This is a genomic window from bacterium (assembly GCA_004322275.1).
Lineage (GTDB): Bacteria > Desulfobacterota > Deferrisomatia > Deferrisomatales > BM512 > SCTA01.
Map to the genome: position 1 here is coordinate 58,187 of SCTA01000040.1, position 25,237 is coordinate 83,423.

At 58.8% G+C, this 25,237-nt stretch carries 21 protein-coding genes and 1 pseudogene; 8 read left to right on the forward strand and 14 right to left on the reverse strand.

Translation table 11 applies throughout. The annotated features are described in order from the left end of the window. Positions 1-142: 142 nt before the first annotated feature. From EPN96_11975 to EPN96_12030, 12 genes and pseudogenes are all read right to left on the reverse strand, one after another. Entirely contained in the window at positions 143-1,333 is a 1,191-nt protein-coding gene (locus tag EPN96_11975; protein ID TAL15689.1) for an aminopeptidase P family protein, read from the reverse strand. Between the two features lie 171 nt (positions 1,334-1,504). Next, positions 1,505-2,848 (reverse strand): ribosome biogenesis GTPase Der, encoded by a 1,344-nt coding sequence (der, locus tag EPN96_11980; GenBank protein ID TAL15690.1) that lies wholly within the window; start codon positions 2,846-2,848, stop codon positions 1,505-1,507. Then, positions 2,845-3,747 carry a GTPase Era gene (locus EPN96_11985; GenBank protein TAL15691.1) on the reverse strand — a complete coding sequence of 301 codons (903 nt, stop codon included), beginning with the start codon at positions 3,745-3,747 and terminating at the stop codon, positions 2,845-2,847. Before EPN96_11985 ends, der begins: the two co-directional genes overlap by 4 nt. Before the next feature lie 10 nt (positions 3,748-3,757). Further along, positions 3,758-6,565 (reverse strand): PDZ domain-containing protein, encoded by a 2,808-nt coding sequence (locus EPN96_11990; protein ID TAL15692.1) that lies wholly within the window; start codon positions 6,563-6,565, stop codon positions 3,758-3,760. 102 nt (positions 6,566-6,667) lie between these two features. After that, positions 6,668-6,976: a hypothetical protein gene (locus tag EPN96_11995; GenBank protein TAL15693.1), complete on the reverse strand. Its 309-nt coding sequence runs from the start codon at positions 6,974-6,976 to the stop codon at positions 6,668-6,670. A gap of 176 nt (positions 6,977-7,152) precedes the next feature. Then, on the reverse strand, positions 7,153-7,473 hold the full coding sequence (locus tag EPN96_12000) for an HNH endonuclease (GenBank protein TAL15694.1): 321 nt from the start codon (positions 7,471-7,473) through the stop codon (positions 7,153-7,155). Positions 7,474-7,547: 74 nt separating this feature from the next. Then, entirely contained in the window at positions 7,548-7,892 is a 345-nt protein-coding gene (locus tag EPN96_12005) for a hypothetical protein (GenBank protein TAL15695.1), read from the reverse strand. Between the two features lie 98 nt (positions 7,893-7,990). Beyond that, entirely contained in the window at positions 7,991-8,503 is a 513-nt protein-coding gene (gene purE / locus EPN96_12010; protein ID TAL15696.1) for a 5-(carboxyamino)imidazole ribonucleotide mutase, read from the reverse strand. Positions 8,504-8,545: 42 nt separating this feature from the next. Further along, the gene (purD, locus tag EPN96_12015) at positions 8,546-9,817 is read right to left on the reverse strand and encodes a phosphoribosylamine--glycine ligase (protein ID TAL15697.1); all 1,272 of its coding nucleotides are present in this window, start codon (positions 9,815-9,817) and stop codon (positions 8,546-8,548) included. Further along, a complete protein-coding gene (locus EPN96_12020) occupies positions 9,814-10,410 on the reverse strand; it encodes a hypothetical protein (protein TAL15698.1) in 597 nt (198 codons plus the stop codon). The genes purD and EPN96_12020 overlap by 4 nt, the downstream gene beginning before the upstream one ends. Positions 10,411-10,450: 40 nt before the next feature. Beyond that, positions 10,451-11,572, reverse strand: coding sequence for an alanine racemase (alr, locus tag EPN96_12025; protein ID TAL15699.1), 1,122 nt, complete (start codon positions 11,570-11,572; stop codon positions 10,451-10,453). A gap of 356 nt (positions 11,573-11,928) precedes the next feature. Then, positions 11,929-12,015 (reverse strand): annotated as a pseudogene (locus tag EPN96_12030) (acetyl-CoA carboxylase biotin carboxyl carrier protein subunit). Between the two features lie 341 nt (positions 12,016-12,356). On the opposite strand from EPN96_12030, the gene EPN96_12035 reads away from it, so the two are divergent. After that, entirely contained in the window at positions 12,357-13,964 is a 1,608-nt protein-coding gene (locus tag EPN96_12035) for a hypothetical protein (protein ID TAL15700.1), read from the forward strand. A gap of 58 nt (positions 13,965-14,022) precedes the next feature. Here EPN96_12035 and EPN96_12040 read toward each other — a convergent pair whose 3' ends face one another. Together EPN96_12040 and typA are read right to left on the reverse strand one after the other, a co-directional pair. Next, complete coding sequence (locus tag EPN96_12040; GenBank protein ID TAL15701.1) at positions 14,023-14,856, reverse strand: hypothetical protein; 834 nt, start codon at positions 14,854-14,856, stop codon at positions 14,023-14,025. Positions 14,857-15,495: 639 nt separating this feature from the next. Continuing rightward, positions 15,496-17,307: a translational GTPase TypA gene (gene typA / locus EPN96_12045; GenBank protein ID TAL15702.1), complete on the reverse strand. Its 1,812-nt coding sequence runs from the start codon at positions 17,305-17,307 to the stop codon at positions 15,496-15,498. Positions 17,308-17,491: 184 nt separating this feature from the next. Between typA and EPN96_12050 the strand changes: the two genes are divergently transcribed. The 7 genes from EPN96_12050 to hrpB all read left to right on the forward strand — a co-directional run bounded on the left by EPN96_12050 (position 17,492) and on the right by hrpB (position 25,187). Further along, positions 17,492-18,328 (forward strand): ABC transporter ATP-binding protein, encoded by an 837-nt coding sequence (locus EPN96_12050; GenBank protein ID TAL15755.1) that lies wholly within the window; start codon positions 17,492-17,494, stop codon positions 18,326-18,328. Next, positions 18,001-19,059, forward strand: coding sequence for a hypothetical protein (locus tag EPN96_12055; protein TAL15703.1), 1,059 nt, complete (start codon positions 18,001-18,003; stop codon positions 19,057-19,059). Before EPN96_12050 ends, EPN96_12055 begins: the two co-directional genes overlap by 328 nt. Before the next feature lie 158 nt (positions 19,060-19,217). After that, complete coding sequence (gene cobI / locus EPN96_12060) at positions 19,218-19,949, forward strand: precorrin-2 C(20)-methyltransferase (protein ID TAL15704.1); 732 nt, start codon at positions 19,218-19,220, stop codon at positions 19,947-19,949. Next, positions 19,946-20,983, forward strand: coding sequence for an iron ABC transporter permease (locus EPN96_12065; protein ID TAL15705.1), 1,038 nt, complete (start codon positions 19,946-19,948; stop codon positions 20,981-20,983). Before cobI ends, EPN96_12065 begins: the two co-directional genes overlap by 4 nt. Beyond that, positions 20,980-21,771 carry an ABC transporter ATP-binding protein gene (locus EPN96_12070; GenBank protein TAL15706.1) on the forward strand — a complete coding sequence of 264 codons (792 nt, stop codon included), beginning with the start codon at positions 20,980-20,982 and terminating at the stop codon, positions 21,769-21,771. Before EPN96_12065 ends, EPN96_12070 begins: the two co-directional genes overlap by 4 nt. Then, positions 21,444-22,634 carry an ABC transporter substrate-binding protein gene (locus EPN96_12075; GenBank protein TAL15707.1) on the forward strand — a complete coding sequence of 397 codons (1,191 nt, stop codon included), beginning with the start codon at positions 21,444-21,446 and terminating at the stop codon, positions 22,632-22,634. The genes EPN96_12070 and EPN96_12075 overlap by 328 nt, the downstream gene beginning before the upstream one ends. After that, positions 22,635-25,187 carry an ATP-dependent helicase HrpB gene (gene hrpB, locus EPN96_12080; GenBank protein TAL15708.1) on the forward strand — a complete coding sequence of 851 codons (2,553 nt, stop codon included), beginning with the start codon at positions 22,635-22,637 and terminating at the stop codon, positions 25,185-25,187. The last annotated feature ends 50 nt before the right edge of the window (positions 25,188-25,237 follow it).

A 25,237-nucleotide genomic window follows, 5' to 3' on the forward strand; every position in this document is an offset into this window, starting at 1 on the left:
CAAAGTGCTGCAAAAGTAACGAAACCCGCCCTTTTTAACCCCCCCACCTTATAGCAGCCTGAAAAATATTTCACTTACCTATAAAATTACACACCTGCGTCAGATTTCAAGTGTCCTTTTTGAAAAAATGGCGGTTGACGGCCTATATGACGATTAATTCTCTCGGCGAGGAGGTAACGAGCTCCGCTCCGTCCGCCCGCACCACGTAGGTGTCCTCGATTCCCGCTACTCCCTTTCCCCGGAAGATGAACTTGGGTTCGAGGGCGAAGACCATCCCCTCCTCCAACGCCATCGGAAATTTGTTGGCGAGGAAGGGGTATTCGTCCACCTCCAGGCCGATGCCGTGGCCGACAAAGGAAACCTTGTCGCCCTCCCCCAGGAAATTGTCGAAGTAAGGCGTCTTTTCGGCCAGAGTGACGGCCAGTTTGAAAAGGTTCCCCGCTATCACGCCGGGTCTGGCGCTTTTAGCCACCTCCTCCTGAATGCGCCGCGAGGCCTCGAAGGCGGCCTCGAAGGGCTCGTTAATCTTTCCGAGAGAAAAGAGCCTCGTCTGGTCGCTCAGGTATCCTCCGCAATTGCCAACGAGATCTACCGAGACGGGTTCTCCGGCGCGAATCGCCCTCTGGCTCGAAGCCTGCCCCAAAAGCGGCGAAAGCCCCCTGCCGGAGGTGGGCATATCGTAGCCGCTGGCCTCGGCGGCCGACTCCCCGGCCATTACGTGGCCGTAAAAGAGCCACTGGTTGTACCCTCTCATCGGGGTGTAACCGGCGTGACCGGCCTTTCGCATCGCGTATTCGACCTCGGCTGCAAGCTCAAGCTCGGTCATTCCCTCCCTGAGGACCGAGGGAACCGTTCCCGCGCCGATGCGCACCATTTCGGCCGAATTTTTAATCGCCGAAAGCTCCGTTTCGCTCTTTACGGCGCGGGTGAGCATTATGGCGTGAGAAGAATCCGCGAATTGTGTGTTGGGGAAGCTCTTTTGGAGGCGATCGAACTGTGTGACGGGCAAAAGCTCCATCTCGACGCCGAGGGGAGAGGGAATCTTTCCGAGGCGCGTCGTGATGAGCGCGGGAAGGTCGCGTACGCTGGGGAGCGGCTCCACCGGCCAGACGCTCTCGACCCCGGCGCGGTCGAAATCTTTCCGGCAAAAGACCAGAGGCTCCCCGCCGGGCGTTATGAGGACGTAGCCCATCTGGGCGGTGCCGGTGAAGTAGTAGCGGTTGATGCGGTGGGTAAGGAGAACCCCTTCGAGCTTTTGCTCCCCGAGAATTCTCTGAAGCCTTTCTACCCTTTTTTCAAACTCCTCTTTCTTGAACCAGGGCAACCCGAGCATTGTCTCCTCCACAGGTCTCGCATCCGGCTTTTGGCCCGCTTTCGCCGCTCATCGGTCGCAAAATCCTCGACGTAGAACAACTACGCCTCCGGTTTTGCCCTGTCTTCGCGACGAAATCGCTCTCAAAATCCGGCGCGATCCCGGAAAAGGCCTGTTTACAGAAAATATCCCTTAGTCTTCGCCCTCGTTTTCGCCGGAGCGCTTTCTCTTTCTGAAATACATGCGGAGCGGAACGCCCTCGAAACCGAAGGTATCACGGAATTTGTTCACGAGGTAGCGCTCGTAATGCTTCGGAATCCCTTCCGGGTAGCTCGAAAAGGCGGCGAAGGCCGGGGGCTTGGTGGAAACCTGGGTCGCGTAGTAGATGCGGGTCCGCTTCTTTCCCACCATCGGAGGGGGAAGCTCGCGCATAGCAGCTTCCATGAAATCGTTGAGCTTGCTGGTGGTTATGCGCCTTCCGAGGTCCTCGTGAACCTTGTCGACAAGCTCGAAGACCTTCTCCACGCGCATTCCCGTGAGGGCCGACATGGAGATTACCGGTATGTGCCTGTGAGGCCCGAGCATGTGGGCGATCTCTTTTCTGGTGTGGTCGAAGGTCATGTGATCCTTGTCCACGATATCCCACTTGTTCAGGCAGATTATTACGCCCCTGCCGCCGCGCACGATAAGATCGAGAATCTTGAGGTCCTGGTCGGAGACCCCTTCCACGGCGTCCACCATCAGGAGGCAAACCTCGGCGCGGTCAATCGCCTTAAGCGCCTTGAGCACGCTCCAGCGCTCGACCCCGGTCTCGACCCTGCTCTTTCTTCGGATGCCCGCCGTGTCGATGAGGGTATAGGCTTTCCCCTTGACCTCCACCTGGGTGTCGATGGCGTCCCGGGTGGTGCCCGCTATCGGGCTTACGATGACCCTTTCGGCGCCGAGGATGGCGTTGACGAAGCTCGACTTGCCGGTGTTGGGCCTTCCGAGGACGGCGACCCGGACGCTCTCCTCCTCGCCCTCTTCGCCGGTAACCTCTTCGGCTTCCGGAAACCTGTCGGCAATCTCGCTCCTCAGGTCCGAGATGCCGAGGTTGTGCTCGGCGCTCACCGGAAGTATGGCCTGAAACCCCAGCGCGTAGAAATCCGTTACCATGTCCTCGTGCTTCGGGCCATCGACCTTGTTTACCACCAGAAGTACGTCGCTGGAGCGCTTGCGCAGGAATTCCGCGATCTCCCTGTCCAGGGGAAGGACGCCTTCGTGGGCGTCGGCGACGAACAGTATGAGGTCGGCCTCGCTTACCGCCTGCTCGACCTGGCTCGCCATCGAGCCGGTGAGGGCGTCTTCCGAGTAGGGTTCGAGCCCTCCGGTATCGACGAGGGTGACCCTCTTGCCGTCGATTTCGGCCGTGGCGTAGTTGCGGTCGCGGGTGACGCCGGGAACGTCCTCGACAATAGCCACCTTCCTGCGGACAAGCCTGTTGAAAAGCGTGGACTTGCCGACGTTCGGCCTTCCGACTATGGCTACGAGGCTCATGCGTCGGCCTCGCCGTAACCGAACCGCTTAAGCTGCACGGGGTCTTTCGTCCAGTTTTTCTCGACCCCGACGTGAAGGTCCAGAAAGACTCGAGTGCCGAGGAGTTTTTCGAGGTCCATGCGGGCCCTCTTGCCGATTTCCTTGATGAGAGTGCCGCCCTTCCCTATGATTATCGCCTTCTGGCTGTCTCGTTCTACGTGGATGGTCGCGTGTATGACGTTGAGGTCCTGCTCCGGCTTTTCCTCCCACAGTTCGATGGTGACGGCGACGCTGTAGGGGAGTTCCTCGCCGGTGAGCTCAAAGACCTTTTCCCTGATGAATTCCTGGGCGATGAAGCGCTCCGGCCTGTCGGTGAGGTAGTCCTCCGGGTAACAGGCTGGATTTTCCGGCATGGCCGCGGACATGGCGTCGAGCAGTTCCCCTGTGCCCTTTCCGCTGAGGGCGCTTACCTCGAAGACCTCGGAGGAAGGAAGAAGCTGCGAAAACTCCCCGCCCGCCCCCTCCCTTACGTCGCTTTTGTTGACCACGACAAAGACTGGGACTTTGGCTTCGGAGATCTTCTCGGCCAGCATCCGGTCTTCATCCCTCACTCCGTCCTTCGCATCGACCAGAAAAAGAACCAGATCGACCTCGGAGAGGGTCGAAAGCGCCCGGCGGGCCATGTACCTGTTGATCAGCTTCGCCCCCTCGTGGACTCCGGGGGTGTCGAAGATGACTATCTGGGAGCTTTTGTGGTTGATTATCCCCTTTATGCTGTTTCTTGTGGTCTGGGGCTTTCTGGACGTTATCACGATCTTTTCGCCCAGTATCTTGTTCAGCAGAGTCGATTTTCCGACGTTCGGACGCCCTATGAGAGCCACGAAGCCGCAGTGAGTAATACCGTTGCCGCTTTCCAACATTGTCTCCGGTTTACTCGTTAACGGCCTTTAATCTGGCCGCCACTTCCCCGCCCTCTTTGGCGTGGTAGATCATGAAAGACCTGGTCGTGGTGATGTTCTTGTCATCCGAAGCGGTTATGACGAGTATGTTCGACCCTTCCTCGAGTTTAACCTCTATCGAAGTGTCGAAATTTTTTGTAAGTCCGGCGTTTTTGTAGGCGATCTTCTTTTCGCCCAGATAGGCGTACAGTTCCTTAACCGCGGAATCGTCGCTGACCTTCAGATCCACCTTGATCTTTTTGGCGGTCGTCCGAAGCGGAGGAGTGGTTATCGCCATCAGAGGGGGAAATCTGTCCTCGCTCTTAAGGCACTTGTCCCCGACGGTGAAGACGAGTTCGTCGTTTATGGCCGAGCCGCTTTCGGTGTCGGAAACGGAGACTATTACCTTGAACTTCCCTTCGTCGTCGGCTTTTTTGAATTCAAAGGTCATGGGGGCTTCCCTCGAATCGCCGGGACTCAGGTTCTCAAGGGTTCTTCTCGCGGCTTTCATGTAGATCCGCTCGTTCTCGCCCTCGGCGCGAAGATTCACCTCTGTTTTGGCGGAAGCGCCCTCTCCCCGGTTGAAGACCTTCATCTTCAGTTCAATAAGGTCGCCCGGGTCTATGGAGCAATTGCCCGAGTACTTCTTTTCCGGGTTCGTGTCGGAGAACCCGTAGGAGTAAGCGTAACGGGGAGGCACGGAGCCTCTTGCGACTACCCCGCCGAGCCCTTCTCCGGCCCCTTCTTCCTTGTCCGAGAGAAGAGATATGGTGACCGGGTCCCATCTGGACGGAAGGGATTTGGGGGCCTTGACTTCGGTGGTCCAGCTTTTTTCCTCTCCGGGCATGATCTTGCCGAAGATGAAATCGAGGCCGTCCAGTATCGGGTTGTCGGACTTGGTCCTTCCCCAGATGCGGTGGGCCGGATTCTTGCCGCTGTTTTTCACGGAGATCTTTATCTTCGAGGAATCCCCTGCGGTAAGGCTGAAATCCCCGTCCATGGTTACGGTCAGAGAGCCCTTCTCGGGCCTTTGCCCCTCGCTCCAGTCCACACCGACGTTCTTCATGGCCTCGGCGAGTTTTTCCTGCTCTTTCTTGTTCGCTTTCTCTATCGCCGGAAAGGCCGCCTTCTTGAGGATTTCCCTGTCCGCGCCGCCCCGCTGTTCCGCCGGAACGTCTCCGATGACCGACTTGGCCAGTGAAACCATGAAGTCTTCTTCGAGGCGGACTACCTTCTCCTCGGTGGAAAGCTCGGCGAAGCTCTTTTGCTGGTTGTGGGGGGTATCGCCCATAAGTTCGCCGTCGGGTTCTTCGTCCGGATCCTGCTGCTGGGCGCTCGCCTGATAATACTGAACCTCGGCTATGGGCTGGCTCTTTGAATCGGTGCTCCCCCACTCCGTGAAGGCGTTTTTAAGGTCAGCCTCCAGCATATGTTTTACCGGCTTTCCGACGCGAGCCTTCTTTTGGCCGACGTTCGCCCCGTAAACGAAGATATCCGGCTGTATGCCGATGGACTGTATCGACACGTCGTTGGGGGTGAGATACTGGGCGATCGTGAGCTTCAGGGCGCCGTTGTCGGGAAGCGGATAGAGCTTCTGGACGGAGCCTTTGCCGAAGGTTCTGTCGCCAATGAGGAGGGCGCGATGGTCGCGAAGCGCTCCCGAGACGATCTCGGAGGCGGAGGCGCTGCCCTGATTTATGAGGAGGATGAGAGGCTTGTCGGAGATTGGCTCGTCCTCCTGAGCCTCCACCTTTTCGCTGTCCTCGGTGCTTCTGCCGCGGGTGGCGACTATCGTGCCGTGGTTCATGAATCCGTCGGAAAGCTTTACCGCCTGGTCGAGGAGCCCGCCGGGATTGTTGCGCAGGTCCATGATGATTCCGGCGAGATCGGGATTCTCCCGCTCGGCCTTTCCTACGGCGGAGCGCACCTCGTCTGTGGTGGCCTTCTGGAAGGTCTTGACCTTCATGTAGAGAACCGTCGGGGAAGCGTCTTTTTTGGGAAGCACGTAGCTCTCGACGCTCTCGACGTGTATCTCTTCTCTGGTAAAGGTGAATTCCTTCGGTTCCTTCCAGCCGTCGCGCTCCAGGGTCAGAGTGACCTGTGTTCCGGGTTCGCCCCTCATCTTCCATTTGGCGGTATCCAGAGGCATGTTTATCGTCGGCTCGCCGTCGATGAAGATTATGCGGTCGCCGGCTTTTAGCCCGGCCCTGTCGGCGGGGGTGTTGGGGATCGGGTTTATAATCGACATCTGTCCGTCGCGAAGGCCGAAGACGAAGCCTATCCCGCCGAAGCTCCCCTGCGTTCCGACCATGAAATCCTTGAACTGCTTGGGATTTATGACGTTGGAGTGGGGGTCCAGCTCCGAGACCGCGCCGTTGAAGGCGGTGTAGTAGACGTCGTCTTTCTTCTCGGAGCCCTGCAGTTCCCCTGCAACGAAATCGAGGACCTCGTTTAGCGACTGGGCCGCGCCTAGCATGGTGGTGGCCTGTGAGATGTCGATCTCCCTGACCTTCCCCGCGACGTTGACCCTGGCGGTTTTAGAGTCCCTGTCGATGATGACCGGGGGGAAACTGGTTTCCAGGGCCTTGAACGCCCCCTCTGTCATTTTCGCGGGGTCCGCGCGCTCCGGATCGACGTACCGCCCCTCTACGTAGGCGAATACCTGATGGGTTATCCTGGGGTACGGGTCGCCGACCGCATGAAAGACTCGTCCCATTCCTGACTGGGTAAAGGTCCACGCGGAAGTGGCCAGCAAAAGAGTGGCTACAACCGCCAGTAAAGCTAAACTGCGACGTTTCACTAAAAACCTCCGTCTGGTTCTGTCGAATGCGCTGTGTACAGCTAAGAAGCTAACACACAAAAAGGCCGCCGGGGGAAGAAAACCTCTGACAATAAGGGAATTTTACGAGATTCCGTCGAGTATCTCCTGAAGTTCAGGCGATACCCATGTGAACTCTATTCCCATGCCTCCCCGCGAATGGCGGATGAGGGCTTGCGGCACTCTCTTCGCCCACTTCACGACCCCGGCTCCAAGGGCGACTCCGCCGTTAATTTTTATGGTAAGTCTTACCTTGGTTCCGGGGGCAAAGGTCTTCGTGGAAACCAGAAACATGCCCGTCTTGCTTATATCGGCGGTAACCGCCCGAAAAGACCCCGGGTCGGCCTGTACCAACAGTCTCAGTTTCTTGCGTTTGTTGTCGCGCTTTTCCAACGTAAGTCCCCGCTCATTGAAAAGCCATTAACCCTCTTGTTCAAGGCTCTTATGAAGGAAAAGTCTTTTTTGGTCAAGCTGCTACGACAATGTGCGAAAAAAAACGGGCGGAGTTTCCCGGAAGGTTAAGCGGCTCAAGCGAAACAGTGCGGTTTCATTCGGGCATGGAGGTATTTTCAGCTCTTTTCCAGCGAGTCCATGTATTCCGCCCACTCTATGGGAAGCATGTATTTTTTCCGGGCGTTGCACTCCGGGCAGCAGGGGACGACATTAGCTCTGGTCGTCTTGCCCCCGCGTATGAGAGGGACGAGGTGGTCCATCGTCAGGTCCCTTGGCGGGAACTCTTTTTTGCAGTAATGGCAAACCCCCGCCGCCCTGCGGTTCTTCCACCACTGGGAAGCGCGAAGCTCGCGGGCCTTGCGCTTTTCTCTGGCAATTTCTTCCTCGCCCGCGCAGGGGAGGAAGAAAAAATCGCCGCCTGTCTCTTTTTTATCCATTTTTCCCGCAAACGAAAAAGGCGGCCCGCGACGGACCGCCTTTTCCAGACAGAAAGGTTAGACCGTTCGGGCGATTATTCGCCGCCGTGGCAATCCTTGCAGCCCATTTCCTTGACGACGGTGGCGCTGTTCTTGTTGTGGCAGCCGTAGCACTTGCCGACTTCCTTCTTGTGGGCGGCGTCCTTCATCTTGCCGGAGTCGTTGTGGCAGCCTCCGCACTTGAAGTCGCCGGACTCGGCCTTGTGGTGGCAGACGTCGCACTTGACCTTGGCGTGCTTGGCGTGATCGTAGGTGATCGGGGTCTTTTCGCCGAAGTTGGAGACCTTGACCGGAGCCTTGGGAGCGTCGGCGGCTACGGCGGCGAGGCCGATTCCGACAAAGAAGAGCGCGGCGGTGGCGATAGCAACGAGCTTTTTCATTTTCCTGATTCCTCCATCAGTTGTTTTCTATCTTGTTTTTGCGGTGATGCCATTTTCAAAATGAGGCGCCTTTATATATCATGGAGATTTACCCCAAATCAAGCGGATGCTGAACGTTTACTCTGAAGTTTTGAATCTTTTTTTTCAACGCCTTCAGACATGGCTTTTTTCTCGTTTTGAAGCGCTCCCGAGAGCTTCTCGTCCGAGAGGGCCAGTATACGGCAGGCCAGAGCGGCGGCGTTTATCGCCCCGCCCTTTCCTATCGCAACGGTCGCGACGGGGATTCCGGGGGGCATCTGGACGGTGGACAAAAGCGCGTCGAGCCCGCCGAGCGGCGAGGCGTCAACGGGAACGCCGATGACGGGTTTTGTCGTCTCTGAGGCGACCACTCCGGCAAGGTGGGCCGCCATGCCCGCGGCGCAGATGAAAACCTCGACCCCGCCCGCTTCCGCCTCCGCGACAAGCTTTCTCGTCCGTTCGGGGCTGCGGTGCGCGCTGCTGACCCGAAGGTCGAAGCCTACTCCCATCTTCCGGAGATACTCTTCCGCCCCCTGCATTACCGGGTAATCGGAGTCGGAGCCCATCAGGATAAGCACTCTTATGTCAGCCATTTAACCGCCTTCACCAATATATCGGGAATAATTCCCTGAAAGTCAAGATTTTAGAGCTTTCCTGCCGATGTCGGTCCTGTAGTGCGCGCCGGGCCAGTGGATAACCTTTACGGCCCTGTAGGCGTTCTCTATCGCCTCCGCCACCGTGGAGCCGAGAGCCGTGACGCCCAGCACCCTGCCGCCGTTGGTCACTATCTTACCGTTTACTTCCTTCGTACCGGCGTGAAAGACGACTACGTCCGGAATTTTGGCGGCTTCGTCGAGCCCTTCGATGGGAACGCCCTTTGGATAGTTGCCCGGATACCCTTCGGAGGCCATTACAACGCAAACCGTAGCCCTCGGGTCCCATTCGAGCGTTATTTCGTGAAGCCGCCCTTCGAGGCAGGCCTCGATTACCTCTACGAGATCGCTTTTAAGCCGTATGACGAGGGGCTGGCACTCAGGGTCTCCAAAGCGGCAGTTGAACTCCAGCACCTTGGGCCTGCCGTCCTTTATCATTATGCCGCCATAGAGGATGCCGACGTAAGGATGCCCCTCGCGGGCCATTCCCTCGACCATCGGCTTCATGACTTTTTCCATTATCTCGTCAAAGAGCTCGGGCGTGACGACAGGGGCGGGACAGTAAGCGCCCATGCCGCCGGTGTTGGGGCCGGCGTCGCCGTCGTATGCCCTTTTGTGATCCTGACTCGAATCCATCGGCACTACCGTCCTGCCGTCGCAGAAGGCAAGGAAACTGGCCTCCTCCCCTTCCAGAAACTCTTCGACCACGAGGAGGTTTCCGGCGTCGCCGAATTCTTTTGCGACCATGATGGAATCCACAGCGTCGAGGGCTTCCTTCTCGGTAAGCGCCACGATTACGCCCTTGCCCGCGGCCAGGCCATCGGCCTTTACCACTATCGGAACAGATTTTTTGCGGATGTATTCCTTCGCGGCGGCGGGATCGGTGAACTCGGCGTATTCCGCCGTCGGCACGCCGAATCTCATCATCGCCTGCTTCGAGAAGGACTTCGACCCCTCGAGTTGAGCGGCGAACTTCGACGGCCCGAAGACCCGGAGGCCGTTTTCCTTGAAAAGATCGACTATGCCGAGGGTGAGCGGCGCTTCCGGCCCCACCAGAGTCAGGTCGATTTTGTTTTCTTTCGCGAATTTTAGAAGCCCCGGAAGATCTTCCGAGCCGATATTTACGTTTTCGGCCAGAAGGGCCGTTCCCGCGTTGCCCGGCGCGGCGAAAATTTTCCTCACCCTGGGGCTTTTGGAGAGCTTCCAGACGAGGGCGTGTTCCCTGCCCCCCGAGCCGATTACCAGTACCTTCATTTGGAGTGTCCCTTAAGCCAGTTCGAGATTGCGGTGTCGTACTCGGCGGTGCGAGAGAAGGCCTTTACGCAGAGCTCGTAGCGCAGCGCGTCGCCTATCGCGCCGTCGTTGGCGTCCATTTCACCCAGAATCCTGTAATAGTCGGCGGGATCGACGACGACGGTGACAAACTTGTGGTTCTTCGCGGCCGCACGGATCATGCAAGGGCCGCCGATGTCTATCTGCTCTATAGCATCGTCGAAGGTGCAGCCGGGAACGGCGACGGTCTTTTCAAAGGGATAGAGGTTGATGGCGACGAGGTCGATCGGCTCGATACCGTACTCTTCCATCTTCGCAACGTGCTTGGGGTTGTCGCGGATGCCGAGGATGCCGCCGTGAACCTTGGGGTGAAGGGTCTTTACCCTGCCGTCCAGCATCTCGGGAAAGCCGGTGTACTCGCTCACGTCCTTCACCTCTACCTCGGAGTTGCGGAAGAGGCGGGCGGTGCCGCCGGTGGAGAGTATCTCGACGCCGCGCTGGTTCAGCCCCTTCGCGAAGGCCGCCACGCCCGTCTTATCGTAAACGCTTATGATTGCCCTTCGTATCTTCACCATGTTTGAGTCGCCTTTCGCATAAGAGATATATATTTACGGTTCAATAATGTCTTGGTACGCGGCAGCCTATGGAGCAGAGGATTTCATAGGGAATGGTATCCTCCCACGAAGCCATCTCCCCGGCGGTAATCTCAACGCCCTCCCGTTTCCCGATGAGAATCACCTCGTCACCTTCGCTAACTCCGGGGGCGTCGGTGACATCCGCCATGATCAGGTCCATGCAGACCCTGCCGACCACCGGCAAACGCCTGCCGCGGATTATAACTTCTCCCGCGCCTCCGAGGGAGCGCCTGTAGCCATCGGCATAGCCCACGGAAACCGTCGCTATCCTGCTCGGCCTTTTCGTGACGAACCTTCCGCCGTAGGAGACAGGCACCCCTTCTTCGAGGTTCCTCACCTGCAAAACGGCGCTGACCCATTCGAGGGCGGGCTTCAGAATGCCCTCCGGGTCGAGGTCCGGCTCGGGGCGGATTCCGTAGAGGGCTATTCCCGTTCTCGCGCAGTCGAAACGGGCGCTTTCTTCAGTAAGAAGAGCCGCCGAATTGGCGGCGTGAATCATCCCGCAGTCTATGCCCGCATCCCTGAACGTCGAGAGCACGGACCGGAACCTCTCAAGCTGGAGCGCGGTAAACTCCCTGCTCTCGCCCGCCCTCGCGAAATGCATCGAAACGCCGGTGAGTTTCAGAAAAGGATTTTCCCTGAAAATCCTTCCCGCCTCGCCTGCCTCCCCGACGGTAAGGCCGAGTCTGGCCATGCCGGTGTCGAAGTTGAGGTGGAGCCCGAATAAAACCTCTCTCCTTCGCGCCTCCTCCCCCATCTCCCGAAGAACCCGAAGGGAACTGACCACCGGGGTGAAGCGCCTCTCGGAAAGGAGTGAAAGCTGCCCTGCCTCGGAGCCGAAGAGGAGGATGATCTCCGCCCTTATTCCGGCGTCGCGGAGAAGACAGGCCTCGTCCAGACTGCTTACGGCGAAAATGTCCGCTCGCGCGCGCTCCTCCAGCGCCTTTGCGACCGGCACCGCCCCGTGGCCGTAGGCATCAGCCTTCACGACGGGACAGATGCGGGCCTTTCCGGCGACTTTTTTCAGATACCCGTAATTCGAGACGATGGCGTCGAGGTCCACCCTGGCCCAGGTCCGCCGGAAATGAACTACTTCGCTCATTTAAAACTGCTTGAGTTCAGATACCATTTACCGTTGAACTTCCAGCGCTGGAAGATATCCTTTTTAACCGGCGTGACCGTGCCCTTTTCGTAGACCATTACATATCCCGATATCTCGGAATCCGAAGGGGTGCCAAAATTGCCGACGAGATCGGCGATGTCGTAGCGGGTGACGCTGTACTTCGCTATGAAACGGTAAAATTCGTTGCGGATATCCTCGCGTCTCTCCGGCGACACCATTTCAATCGCCGAATCGACGTTCTTTTGTTTTACGAGGCCCCAGAAATTTTCAAAGGAAGCGCGGAGGGTCGTTTCAAGCTCCCTTCTCTTCTGCACCTCTTCGACCGAGAGGCGGTCGGAGGGTGGAGGAGGCGCCGGAGCCGCTTCCGCCGGGGCGGGAGCGGCGGCGGGGGATGCCTGAGCCGCAGGAGCTTCGGCCTTGGGAGGGTCGCCGCCAGCCTCGAATTTTACCCCGGCTGAAACCCCTACCGAGGTACACCCGGCGGAAAAAATCATCAAAAACGCGACTGCGGCGAAATTAACCAGCGTCTTTCTCATCAGCTTTACCCCTCTGGCGGCTGTATCGGCAAAACCATGAAATGAGTCAGGAGAATGGAATGATAGTAAAGGGCGGCTAAAGGTTCAAGCCGTATCATGCCAACCGGCGAATTTATAAGGATGCGCCCGTTCGCCTTGGCTCCTCACGGAATGCTTTTACGCCGCCGGTTAAATGTTTTAAAGTAAGCTTTCGGCTTCTCTTGCGGCTGGATAATCAAGGCGGGACCATGACCTTTAAAAAATACTCGACGGCGATCTTCGCGGCCCTCCTTGCGGCGCTGGTGCTGGCCGTCTATTGGCAGACGACGGGATTTGAGTTTATTTCCCTCGACGACCTCGAATACACAGTCCTTAATCCCGTCGTCAAGGGCGGTCTTACCGGCGAGGGGGTAAAAGAAGCCTTTACTTCGACTCATCTCCACGCTTACGTACCAGTCACCCTGCTTTCCTTCATGGCAGACGTTGAGCTTTTCAGCTTAAAGCCTTCGGGCTTTCACTTCACCAACACAATTTTGCATCTTCTAAATACAATTCTACTGTTCGCATTTCTTTACAGGGCCACAGGCTCAAGCTGGAAGAGCTTCTTCACGGCGGCCCTCTGGTCGATCCATCCGATGCGCGCCGAGTCTGTCGCCTGGGTAGCCGAGCGGAAGGACGTGCTGGCGGGGTTCTTTTTTCTCGCCGGGCTTATCGCTTACTGTGAATACGCGAAGAATAGAAAACCGGCTTTTTATATCGCTACGTTTTCGGCGATGTTTCTAGGACTTCTGTCAAAGCCCGTTCTCGTCGTCTTCCCCGCAGTATTGTTGATTACTGACTTCTGGCCCCTCGAAAGAGTCAAGGAGCAGGGAGAGAACCTGAAAAAACTGCTCATAGAGAAAATCCCGTTTATTGCGCTTTCAGTCCTTTTTTCGGCTCTTACGGTTGTAATCCAGAGAGGAACCATCTACACGATCGAGCGAAGAAGCGCTTTGGCCCGCCTTTCCGATATAGCCGCCTCGTACGTCCACTATCTCAAAGAGACGGCATGGCCTTTCGGTCTTATTATGAAGACCAGATCGCCGGAAGCTTACGTTATCGGCGTTTGGGCGCTTGCAGCCGGATTTTTAATAATTGCATTTACGTTTACGGCTTGGAGAGTAAGAAAAACCGCCCCTGCGGTAACGGCCGGGTGGTTGTGGTACCTTGCCGTTCTATTTCCGGTAAGCGGAGTCTTGCCGCTGGATTTTTATTTCGTGGCCGACCATTTCACCTACCTGCCCCACATCGGCCTCATAGTCGCCATCGTATGGGGCGCAGAGCGCCTTTACAGCCGTTTCGCGAAGGATTTAAGGCCTCTGACTGTTGCAGGGGGAGTTATTGCTGTGGTTCTCTCGGTGCTCTGTTTCCGGCAGGTTTCTTTGTGGAAAGACGACTTCACGTTGTTCGGCTACATCGACAACGTAACCGGCGGTAAAAGCGCCCTGGCGAAGTTCAGCCTTGGCCTCGCCAACTCCCGCGCGGAAAAGCACCGGGAAGCTTACGACAAATATGGCGAGGCTCTGGCCCTGGAGCCCAACTTCGTCCGGGTGAACGGCTACAAGGGGATGGCGGCGGCGAATCTTGGCAGGTATCGCGAAGCGGCGGATCTTTTAAGAAAAGAGCTTGAAATCTTCCCCGGCGACAGGGATTTTTGCACAAGGCTTGCGAGCATCCTCATCCTCGCGGGCGACCTTCCCGGCGCGGCGCGGCAGGGGCTGGAGAATATCAAGAAATGGCCCGAAGACAAAATGGCGTGGGACGCGGTGAACTATCTCGGGGGCGAAGCAAGGGCAAGAGAAATTGCCGGAAGGTAAAGAACGAGAAGAAAAGGGGGCCGGGCGACCCGGCCCCCTTGCCGGTAAGTTACTGATTCTAGAAGAGTGTACCTGAGGCCGCCCAGAAGAAGTGGTCGCTGACGGTAAGACCAGCACCGCCACTTATCGATGAACTCATGCCGGAGACGATGTTGTTTTGTCCCCCGCTAACCGATGCCCAATCATTTGCTGTTGTATTTCCTCTGCCGCCGCTGACAGATGCAGCATAGCCGCCTGCCACATTTTCGTTGCCGCCGCTAACTGAGGAGTTGCTCCCGGAGGCCACGTTGAATGCCCCGCCGCTAACCGAAGAATTGCCTCCGGAAGTTATGTTGCCTGCTCCGCCGCTAATCGAAGAGTATTCGGCTTCCGCTCTGTTGCCGGACCCTCCTGAAATACTGGCAAAATTAGCTACGACTGCATTGTTGTCACCAGCCAGGAATCCTGCGTAACCGGTGAATTCGTGTGACAACCCCACCACGAAGTTGTGAGAACCTGTGCGCAAGCGGCTATTGGCTGCATTGTTCTCGTTGTAGCCGACGATGAGATTGCCGAGGCCAACTGGAGAAGGATACCCCCAAGTTGCACCCGAACCGTCGCGGACGTGGAAGTTGGCTCCGGTGAAGATAACGTGGGGACCGGCGAGGCCGTTGATGGAGTTGGTGTCTACGCCGACATAACCATCGAGTTGGAGAGCGGTATTCGCTTCGACCGCTGACAGCCTGCCTTCAAGTTCTACGGGGGCATATGCTTCAAGTTGCACCACCCTCGCAGTGAGCGCCGCGACCGCCGCCTGTAGCGCCACGATGTCGTCCTGGGTGTTGGCCGAGGCGGTGCCCGCCTGAATGGCCATAAAAATGCCGAGTGCGAGAATTCCGAGTTTTGACTTCATCTCTTTTTCTCCGGTTCAAGGTGAGAGCCTGACGGGAATCGCCAGGCTGCGTCGACCGGCTTCAACCGGCCTTATTTACCTGTTATCGTGCGGTATTTTTTACACTCCCGGCGATAAAAAAGGCCGCCCTCCGTGACCCAATCACAGAAAGCGGCCTCTATGCTTACAAGCCCACCCCCTGTACTGGCTGTCGGCTAACGTGTCGCATCTTCGCACAGGGGGGGCACGCAAGGGTTATCCATCGTGGCGCTACAAGGCAATGTCGCAGCCATCATGGCTAGCTGTAAAAATTTACCTTCGAGTCCAAAAACATTCCGTTAACCTGTTTTTGGACGAGCCTTCACTTCGTTCCCCCCTCGGGGCCATCTTTAGGTGGCTTGGGGCGCGGGTGCGGGGCGCGCCAAGCCCCGCTAGCTGTAAAACCTGCGAAGCACACAAAAGACTCTGGATTCCCGCCCTTCGGGCGAGAATGACGACAGAGGCGTCGCCTTTCGCTTCGCTCAATCACGACCTACGCTATCGCGGAGCCGCAACCTGCATTTTCCGGCAACAAAAAAGGGCCTGCCGAAAACCGGCAGACCCTTGAATTTATCGGATGACAACTGTGCCTTGCGCCGCTTTCGCGGCGAACAGTTCCGGTTACTCCTGTTCCCTATTCTTTTTCGGCCGCATGTTGAACTGGAGTATCTTTTTGCGGACTCGTATCGACTTGGGGGTGACTTCGACAAGTTCGTCGTCGTCTATCCACTCCAGGGCGTGTTCGAGGGTCATCTCCCTGGGGGGAATCAGCCTCATGGCGTCCTCGGAGCCCGCCGCGCGCATGTTGGTCAGCTTCTTTTCACGGATGACGTTGACGTCGAGGTCGTTTTCCTTGTTGTTTTCCCCGATTATCATCCCCTCGTAGGCCTCGATTGTGGGGCCGATGAAGAGCACGCCGCGCGGCTGGAGGTGAAAAAGGGAGTAATTCGTCGCTTTGCCTCTTCTGTCGGCGATGAGAGCCCCGTTTATCCTGCCCACTATCTGCCCCTGCCACGGTTCGTAGCCGTCGAAAAGGCTGTTCATTATCCCGGTGCCCCTCGTGTCGGTCAAAAACTCGCTACGAAGGCCGATAAGCCCTCTGGAAGGGATGCGAAACTCCATCCGCACGCGCCCGTGGCCGGGGTTGTGCATCTGGGTCATCCTGCCCTTTCTGGAAGCGAGCTTTTCGGTTATCACGCCGACGAACTCATCCGGGCAGTCGACTATGACAAGCTCCATAGGCTCGTGAAGGACGCCGTCGATCTCCTTGGTCACCACCTGCGGCTTCGAGACGGACATCTCGAACCCTTCGCGGCGCATCATCTCGATCAGAATCGCGAGCTGGAGTTCGCCGCGCCCCAAAACGATGAATTTGTCCGGCTCGGGTATCTCCAGTTTCAGGCTGACGTTGTGGACTATCTCCTTTTCAAGCCTCGCGCGAATCTGGCGGGAGGTGACGAAATCGCCCTCCCTCCCGGCGAAGGGGGAGGTGTTGACCGAGAAGATCATCGAGATCGTCGGCTCGTCAACGTGGATGCGCTTCATCGGCTGCGGGTTGTCCACCGAGGTAAGCGTGTCGCCGATGGAGATGTCGTCGATGCCGGCCACGGCTATTATGTCGCCCGCTTCGGCTTCCGGGGTCTCGATTCGCTTGAGTCCCTGATGGGTGTAGACCACGGTGGTCTTTACGTTTTTCAGCCCTTCCGCCTTCGAGAGCGCGTACTGGGTGTTGGGCTTTACCGTTCCGTTGAAAAGCCTGCCTATGGCGAGCTTTCCGACGTAGTCGTTGTAATCGAGGCTGGTGACCAGAAACTGGGTAGACGAAGCCCGATCGCCCTTGGCCGGAGGAACGGTCTTCAGTATCTCCTCGAAGAGGGGCCGGAGGTCTTCGGAAACGTCGTCGATCTCCTTGTGGGCCGTCCCCTTCCGGGCGTTGGTGTAGTAGACGGGAAAATCGAGCTGCTCCTCGGCGGCGTCGAGATCGATGAAGAGATCGTAGATCTCGTCAAGCACCTCGCCGGGCCTCCTGTCGGGGCGGTCGATCTTGTTCAGAACCACGATGGGGGGAAGCCCGAGCGAAAGAGCCTTCTGGAGGACGAACCTGGTCTGGGGCAGCGGCCCCTCCGCCGCATCGACCAGCAGGATGACTCCGTCCACCATCTGGAGGGTGCGCTCGACCTCTCCGCCGAAATCGGCGTGGCCGGGGGTGTCCACTATGTTAATCTTCACGCCCTTGTAGTAGACGGAGGTGTTCTTGGCGAGTATGGTTATCCCCCTCTCTCTTTCGAGGTCGTTGGAGTCCATCACCCGCTCGTCCACCTTTTCGTTTTCGCGGAAGGTTCCGCTCTGCCAGAGCATGGCGTCAACGAGGGTGGTCTTGCCGTGGTCTACGTGGGCGATAATTGCTATTGTACGAAATTCCTGATGATCCATATCGATTCTCCGTTAATTTATTCGAGGGCGGCCTTTCTACCACCTATGTACCCTCCGGTCAAGCTCCCCGGATTGACACCGGGCGCACCGAGAGGGTACAAAGAAAGACTTCCCCAAACCCCGGCAATTTCAACCGGAGATATTTATAATTTTGACTGACCTGACAAAGGGCGGCGCGCCGGCGATTGAGACGCACTCCCTGAAAAAATATTACGGTGACATCCGCGCCCTCGACGGCCTCGACCTCAAGGTCGGGCAGGGCGAGATTTACGGCTTTCTGGGGCCTAACGGCGCGGGCAAGACCACCACCATACGGATTCTCACCGGCACCGCCAGGCCCACTTCCGGCGAGGCTTTCGCCGGAGGCTTCGACGTGCAGAAAAACCCGGTGGCCGCCAAAGCCGCCTTCGGCGTGGTGAGCCAGCACTCAAACATCGACTCGGATCTTACCGTCAGGGAGAACCTCGAACTCCACGGGATTTTGCACGGCATGGGCAGGGAGCGTAGAAATTCCCGCATTGCCGAGCTTCTCTCCTTCGCCGACCTTGCCGCCAGAGAACACCACCTCGCCCGGACCCTTTCGGGGGGGATGAAGAGAAAGCTCACGATAATCAGGGCCCTCCTCCACGAGCCGAAGATACTCTTTCTCGACGAGCCCACCACCGGCCTCGACGCGGGCTCCCGGAGGAGGATGTGGGACCTCGTCCGCTCTATCCACGAGGGAGGGGTCTCGGTTTTCCTCACCACCCACTACATCGAGGAGGCCGAAGCACTCTGCAGGAGGGTGGGCATAATCGATTCGGGCAAACTCATCGCCGAAGGAACGCCGGAGGAACTTGTCCGGGGGCTCGGAACTATCGCCGTGGACGTCTCGGAGGACGGCAGGACGGTTACCAGCTACTTCCAGACCCGCGAAGCGGCCGGGGAATTCCTCGGCAAAAGCGGCAAGAACGGCAGGATTCGACCCACCAGCCTCGAGGACCTCTTCCTGAAACTCACAGGAAGGAGGGTGTCCGCGTGAAGGGCGTGCGGGCGGTCCTCTACCGCGAGTCGCGCCTCTACTCCCGAAGGCTCACGAAGCACCTCGCCGGGTACCTGATGAGCCCTTTTCTCTTTCTCCTCGTCTTCGGCTGGGGAGTTGGGAAACACGTCCAGATGGAGGGGATGAGCTATATTCAGTTCATGCTGCCGGGTCTGGCCACAATGGCGGCCATGACCCAGAGCTACGCGATGGCGACGGAGATAAATATAGCACGCTTTTACTGGCGCATCTTTGAAGAATTCCAGATGGCCCCCGTAAATCCCTGGGAAATCGTCCTCGGTGAGGTAATCTACGGGATGTTCAGGGGGCTCATGGCGGCTGGCGCGGTCTACCTCCTGGGTTTCTTTTTCAACGCCTGGGTTCCCGTCGGGCCGCTGGGGGTCGCCTTTTACATTCTTCACGCCTTCACCTTCTCCTCGGCGGCGGTTGTGGCGGCGATGATAGTGAAGACCCACGCAGACCAGGGTCAGATAAACACCTTTTTCATCGTGCCGATGAGCTTTCTTTGCGGAACCTTCTTTCCGCTCGAAAGGCTGCCGGAATGGGCGGGAGTTCTGGCGAGGGCGCTTCCCCTCACTCACTCGAATCTTCTCATCAGGGCGGTGATCTTCAACACTGAGATACCCTGGGGGAGCTTTTTCGCGCTCACCGCTTTCGCAATCGGATTTTTTTCTTTCGCCGTTTACCTCGTAAGACGAGCAGCTACCTAGGAGGCTGTTAAAAACTGTTGCGAGCCCCGTTTTCTGCGTCGCGTGCTCGCTCGGGCGCTCGCCGTATTAAAATATACTGTCTCGCTTCTCGCTCCGCGTCTCCTTGAAACCGGGGCTTCTCTCGACGTTTTTAAACAGCCTCCTAAAGGAAACTTTTCATGGTTAATAATTTTATAAAACATGGAACGCTCATCGGCATCGGCGTGGGCCCCGGAGACCCGGACCTGATGACGGTAAAGGCGATAAAGGTCATGAACGCGGTGGACGTTATCTTCGCCGCGGGACACAAGCGCTCCGGCGTCTCCATCGCCGCCGAGATCGCCCGCCCCCACCTTCTTCCCGGCAAGGAGGTGGTGCAGCTCAACTTCCCCCACACCTTCGACTCGGTGGACGGCAGGGAGCCCCACCGCGAGGCCGCAGGGATAATTGCCGAAACCCTTAAAAAGCCAGCCTCGGCGGCTTTCCTGACCCTCGGCGATCCGATGACCTTCTCCACCTTCACCTACGTCCGCGACGCGGTGCTGGAAATCCTTCCCTCCGCTACAATCGAAGCGGTTCCAGGAATCACCTCCTTCGCGGCTGCGGCGGCGGCGACGGGAACACCCCTCGCCGAGGGTGAGGAGACGCTGGCGATTATGGGCGCGGCGAGGGAGACCGAGGGGCTTCTGGAGGTCATCGACAGGGCGGACAACATCGTTATAATGAAGCCCTACAAAATGACCGAGAGGGTCTGCGAAATCCTTGAGGAGCGCGGCCTTGCGGACTCCACTTTTTTCTGTACCGAGTGCTCCCGCCCGACGCAGAAAATATCGCGGGGGCTTGGTGGAGCGAGAAACGCGGGGCCTGAGAAATACATGAGTCTCTTTCTGGTGAGAAAGAAAAAGGGGTGAGAACGAGGAAAGGCGCGCGGCTTGCGCTGGCGCTTACCCTTATTTTGCCTCTGGCCGCCCTCTTCGCGGCCTCGGTCGGCTCTTCGGGGCTCGGGCCGCTGGACCTCCTCGGCGCTATCGGCGCGAAACTCGGCCTCTCGGCCTCGAATTTATCCGAGATTGACAGCCGGATTCTTCTCGACGTGCGGCTCTCCCGGGTGCTCCTCTCGATACTGGTCGGCGGAGGACTCGCAGCCTCCGGCGTAATCTTTCAGGGCATCCTCCTTAATCCCCTCGCCGACCCCTACACCGTCGGAGTCTCCTCCGGCGCAGCGCTCGGCGCTTCGGTGGCGATACTCGCGGGTTTAGGCGGCTACACGGCGGCGGGGCTCGGCCTCCTTCCCCTCGCGGCCTTCACCGGCGCGATACTCGCCCTCACCCTCGTCCATCTCCTCGCCTCGGCGCGGGGCTACTCGGGGAGCGGGACGCTGATTCTGGCCGGAATAGTCGTCTCGACAACCCTTTCCGCCGGGATAAGCCTTTTAAAGAGCCTGAACGAGGAATCCGTAAGCTCCATCGTTTTCTGGATAATGGGGAGCCTCTCCGGGCGCGGGTGGGGCCACGCGGTCTTCTCCCTCCCCTACATCGTCGCGGGGCTTTCCATCGCCTTCTGGTTAGGCCGTGACCTCGACCTTCTCGCCCTCGGCGAGGACGGCGCCCGCCAGATGGGGGTCGATTCGGCGAAGGTGCGAAAGCTCCTCCTCGTCTCGGCTTCCGTTATGACCGGCGCTTGTGTCGCGGTCAGCGGGGTAATCGGCTTCGTGGGGCTTATCGTCCCCCACCTCGTCCGCACCGCCACCGGCCCCTCGCACCGGCAACTCCTCCTGAATTCCTTCCTCGCGGGGGGGATACTCCTGAGCCTGGCGGACGCCCTCTCCCGGACGATTCTCCCCGGCGGAGAGGAGATTCCCGTCGGCGTAGTGACGGCGCTCATCGGCGGCCCCTTCTTCTGCTGGCTCCTCGGAAGAAAGTCTTCCGGCAGGGCTATGGGTTGAAGCCGATGATAGAGGTGAAGGGACTTTGCGCCGGTTACTCCAAAACGATGATTCTGAAGAACGTCGATTTCAGGGTCGAAAAGGGCGGATTCGTGGGGATTCTCGGCCCCAACGCCTGCGGCAAGTCCACCCTCGTAAAGGTGCTCTCCGGGATTCTGACCCCCTCTTCGGGGAGCGTTGTCGTCGGCGGCTCCAGCGTGACGGAGACTCCCCCCCTCGAACTCGCCCGGAAGGTCGCGGTAATCCCCCAGTCAACGGAGATACCCTTCCCCTTCACCGGCGAGGAACTTGTCGCTATGGGGAGGTTTCCCCACATCGGGCGCTTCTCGGCGCTCTCGCACGCGGACACTGGGATGGTAAAGACCGCGCTTCGCGAGACTAACACCGAGGAACTGGCGCAAAGGCCGGTGACCGAGATCTCCGGCGGCGAGCGCCAGCGGCTGATTCTGGCGCGGGCGCTCTGTCAGGGTTCCCCACTTCTTCTGATGGACGAGGGTACGGCGGCGATGGACGTTCACCGCAAGATCGACGCCTTCGACCTTCTCAAGCGGAAAAACGCCGGGGGCTTGACCGTCGTCGCCGTGATGCACGACCTGAACCTCTCCGCCCTCTACTGCGAACGGCTGGTTTTCATGAAGGCCGGGGCTATCTTTGCGGAGGGGACGACGGCGGAGGTGTTCACGAAGGAGATAATAGAGGGAGTCTACGAAACGCCGGTCGAACTCTTCCGCCACCCTGTTTCCGGCGTCCCGCAGGCGTTTTTCATCCCCAGAAGGCACAGCCATTGAAGAAGCTGCTTCTTTTTATCTTTCTCATCCCCTCTCTAGCGTTTTCGGCGTGCATAACCGACGACGTTGGGGAGAAGGTCTGCCTCGACGCGCCTCCCGCGCGGGTTGTCTCCCTCTACGGAGCCTTCACTGAGCTTGTCGTCGAGCTGGGCGCGGGCGCTTCGATTATCGCGCGAACCAAGAGCGACGACACCTTGGAGGAACTCAAGGACGCTCCCGTGCTCGGCACAGGCCTTCGCCCCAACGTCGAATACATCATGGCCCTCCGCCCGGACCTTATTATCAGCCGCGGCGGAAAATCCGCCAGCGAAGCCCTTACCTCCCTCAAGGCGCGCGGCCTTGCCGTCGCGGCCTTCGACCCCACGACCATCGCGGAGACTTATTCCGCCGTTGAAAGACTCGGCATTCTCTTCGGCAGGGCGCAAGAGGCGGGCGAACTGACAAGAAAGACCAGGGAGGGGCTGGCCAAAGTCGCCGAAAAGGCGAAAAAAGCGAAAAGCATCCCCACGGTCGCCTTCGAGGTGCGCGCCGAACCCCTAACCCTTTCGGGAAAGGGCGGGCTCGTCGCGGAAATAATCGATATAGCGGGCGGCAAGGTCTGCGTCGAGGTGGACAAGAAGCTGGTGCGCTTCGACATGGAAGCCCTCCTCAAGGCCGATCCCGACGCCTACATCGTCCAGGAGGGGCCGATGAACAAGAATCCGCCGCGCCCCGAAGAGCGCCCCTTTCACGCGAATCTGCGGGCGGTAAGGGAAAAACGGGTGCTTTACGTTGACGAAAAGCTGATCTCGCGCCCCGGTCCGAGAATCGCAGAAGCGGCGGAGACGATTTCGCGCTTTCTGCACCCGCAGCTTTGGCAATAGATGGCCCTTACCCCTCTCCCGATCGATTCACATCTTCCTGATATCCTCGAAGCGCTCGGAGAGCATAACGCCCTCGTCCTCTCCGCCCCGCCGGGAACAGGAAAGACAACCCGCCTGCCGCCCGCGCTCCTCAAGGCCCCCTTCATGGAGGGAAAGAGCGTCGTCGTCCTCGAACCCCGGAGAATCGCCGCCCGCGCCGCGGCGCGAAGAGTCGCGGAGGAGACCGGGACGCCGCTCGGCGGGCTCGTCGGCTACCACGTCAGGATGGACAAAAAAGCCGGGAAGGACACGCGGCTGCTCTTTTGCACCGAGGGGATACTGACCGCCCGGCTGCGCAGCGACCCTTTCCTGGAAGGTGTCGGGGCAGTAGTCCTGGACGAGTTTCACGAGCGGAGCCTCGAAGCCGACCTCGCGATAGCCTTCCTCCGGGAGATTCAGCGCGAAGTGCGCCCCGACCTTCGGATAATCGCGGCTTCCGCCACCCTCGAAACCGGCGCTGTGGCCGGTTTCCTCGGCGCGGCGAAAATCGAACTCGATACACCAATTTATCCGGTCGAAGTCTCCCATATTGAAAAGCCGGTAACGGGAAGACTCGAAGACGCCGTCGCCTCCGGGGTTAAAAGCCTCTGGCACAGGAGACCCTCCCAGAGGGGCGACCTTCTGGTCTTTCTTCCGGGCGCGCGCGAGATACGCCTCGCTCAAAAGGCGCTGGAGGAATGGGCGAAGACGCACTATGTCGAGTTGGTGCCCCTCCACGGTGACCTTCCGCCGGAGCTTCAGGACAAGGCGCTGAAAAAGAGCGTAGGAGAGAGGGTGATTCTCGCCACCAACGTGGCCGAGACGAGCCTGACCATCGAGTCCGTCACCGGTGTGGTGGACTCGGGACTGGTAAAGGTGACGGAATTCGACCCCGCCTCGGGCCTCGACCGCCTCCTCACGGTACGCGCCAGCAGGGCAAGCGCCACGCAGCGGGCCGGACGCGCGGGAAGAACCGGTCCCGGCGTCGCCCTTCGCCTCTGGACCCGCCACGACGACCTCTCCCTCCCCTCCCGCATTCCCCCCGAGGTCACGCGGGTCGATCTTTGCCGCGCCGTACTGGAAATCATCTCCTTCGGCCACCCGGACCCCGCCAATTTCGGCTGGTTCGAGAAGCCGGAAAGAGAGCGGCTCGATTCCGCCACGGCGCTCCTTCGCGAACTGGGGGCGGTGGACGCAAAAGGCAAGGTGACGGAAGAGGGGCAAAAGCTCCTCGGCCTGCCGCTCCACCCTCGCCTCGGAAAGCTCCTCCTCGAAAGCGCGAAGGCGGGGCTGGCGCGGGAAAGCGCACTTATCGCGGCGCTGCTGGAGGAGCGCGACATCTTCCGGGCGGGCGGTACGTTCAGGGAACAGGGTGCGCCCCGGAGCGGTTCGCTAGCCCACGATTCCGACCTTCTACTTCGTCTGGAAGCGCTTGAGCAGTTCGGCGAAGGCCGCCGGAGCTTCGGGGGCGAGGAACTCAACGCCGGAGCTGCGCTTCAGGTTCTGAGGAGCGCGCGCAGACTCGAAGAGCTGGTTAAAACGCCCGAGGGAAGAGCTTCGACGGACCCGGAAACCCTGCTGAGACTCATCTTTCTCGCCTTCCCCGACCGCGTCGCCCTTCGCCGCGAAAACACCCGCGACCGCTACCTTCTCGCGGGCGGGCGCGGCGCGGTGCTGGACAAAGCGAGCGCGGTGGCCGGTTCGGACTTCATCGTCGCCCTTTCCGTCGATTCAGGCGCTCGCGGCGAGCGCTCCGAGGCTCTGATACGCCTCGCCAGCGCCATAAAACCCGAATGGCTGCGAGAAACCGGCCTCGTTGACAGGAAAATCGAGACTTTCTGGGACGCTGAGAAAGAGCGCGCGCTTTCAAACGCCATCGAAAGCTATCTCGGCCTCGTTATTTCGCAAAAACCTTCCCCCGTCGATCCCGAAACCGCCTCGAAACTACTTTCGGAACGCGCAAAGGCAGGGTTCGACCGCGCCTTTACCCAGGGCGACGCAGCGCAAAACCTAATAGCCAGGATGAACTTCCTCGCAAAACACCTCGCAAATTTCAGAGGATTCGATGAGGAGAGGAAAGAGAAGCTCGTCGAGGAAGCCTGTTTCGGAAAATCCTCCTTCGCGGAACTAAGAAAAGAAAATCTCGCCCAACTCATCCTCTCCTCCCTCGACCGGGGCGAGCGGGAAACCCTGCGCAAAAACGCGCCGGAAAGAGTGCTCGTCCCTTCGGGAAGGGAGGTTAATCTCGATTATTCCGGCGAGGCCGGGCCGATCCTCCCGGTAAAGCTCCAGGAACTCTTCGGCCTGAAGGAACTCCCGAAAGTGGCGGGCGGGAAAGTATCCGTGGTCGCCCACATCCTCGGCCCCCACGGAAGGCCGTTACAAGTCACCTCCGACATCGGCGGCTTCTGGACCAACTCCTACCCGCAGATACGAAAAGAGATGCGCGGCCGCTACCCAAGGCACAACTGGCCCGAAGACCCTCTCGCGGAAGCCCCCTCCGTGCGTTCTCTGAAAAAACGCCCCGAAAAATAGCTCCACGCCTTTACTCCCTCTTTTGTCTTGTTAAGCTTATTAATGAAGCT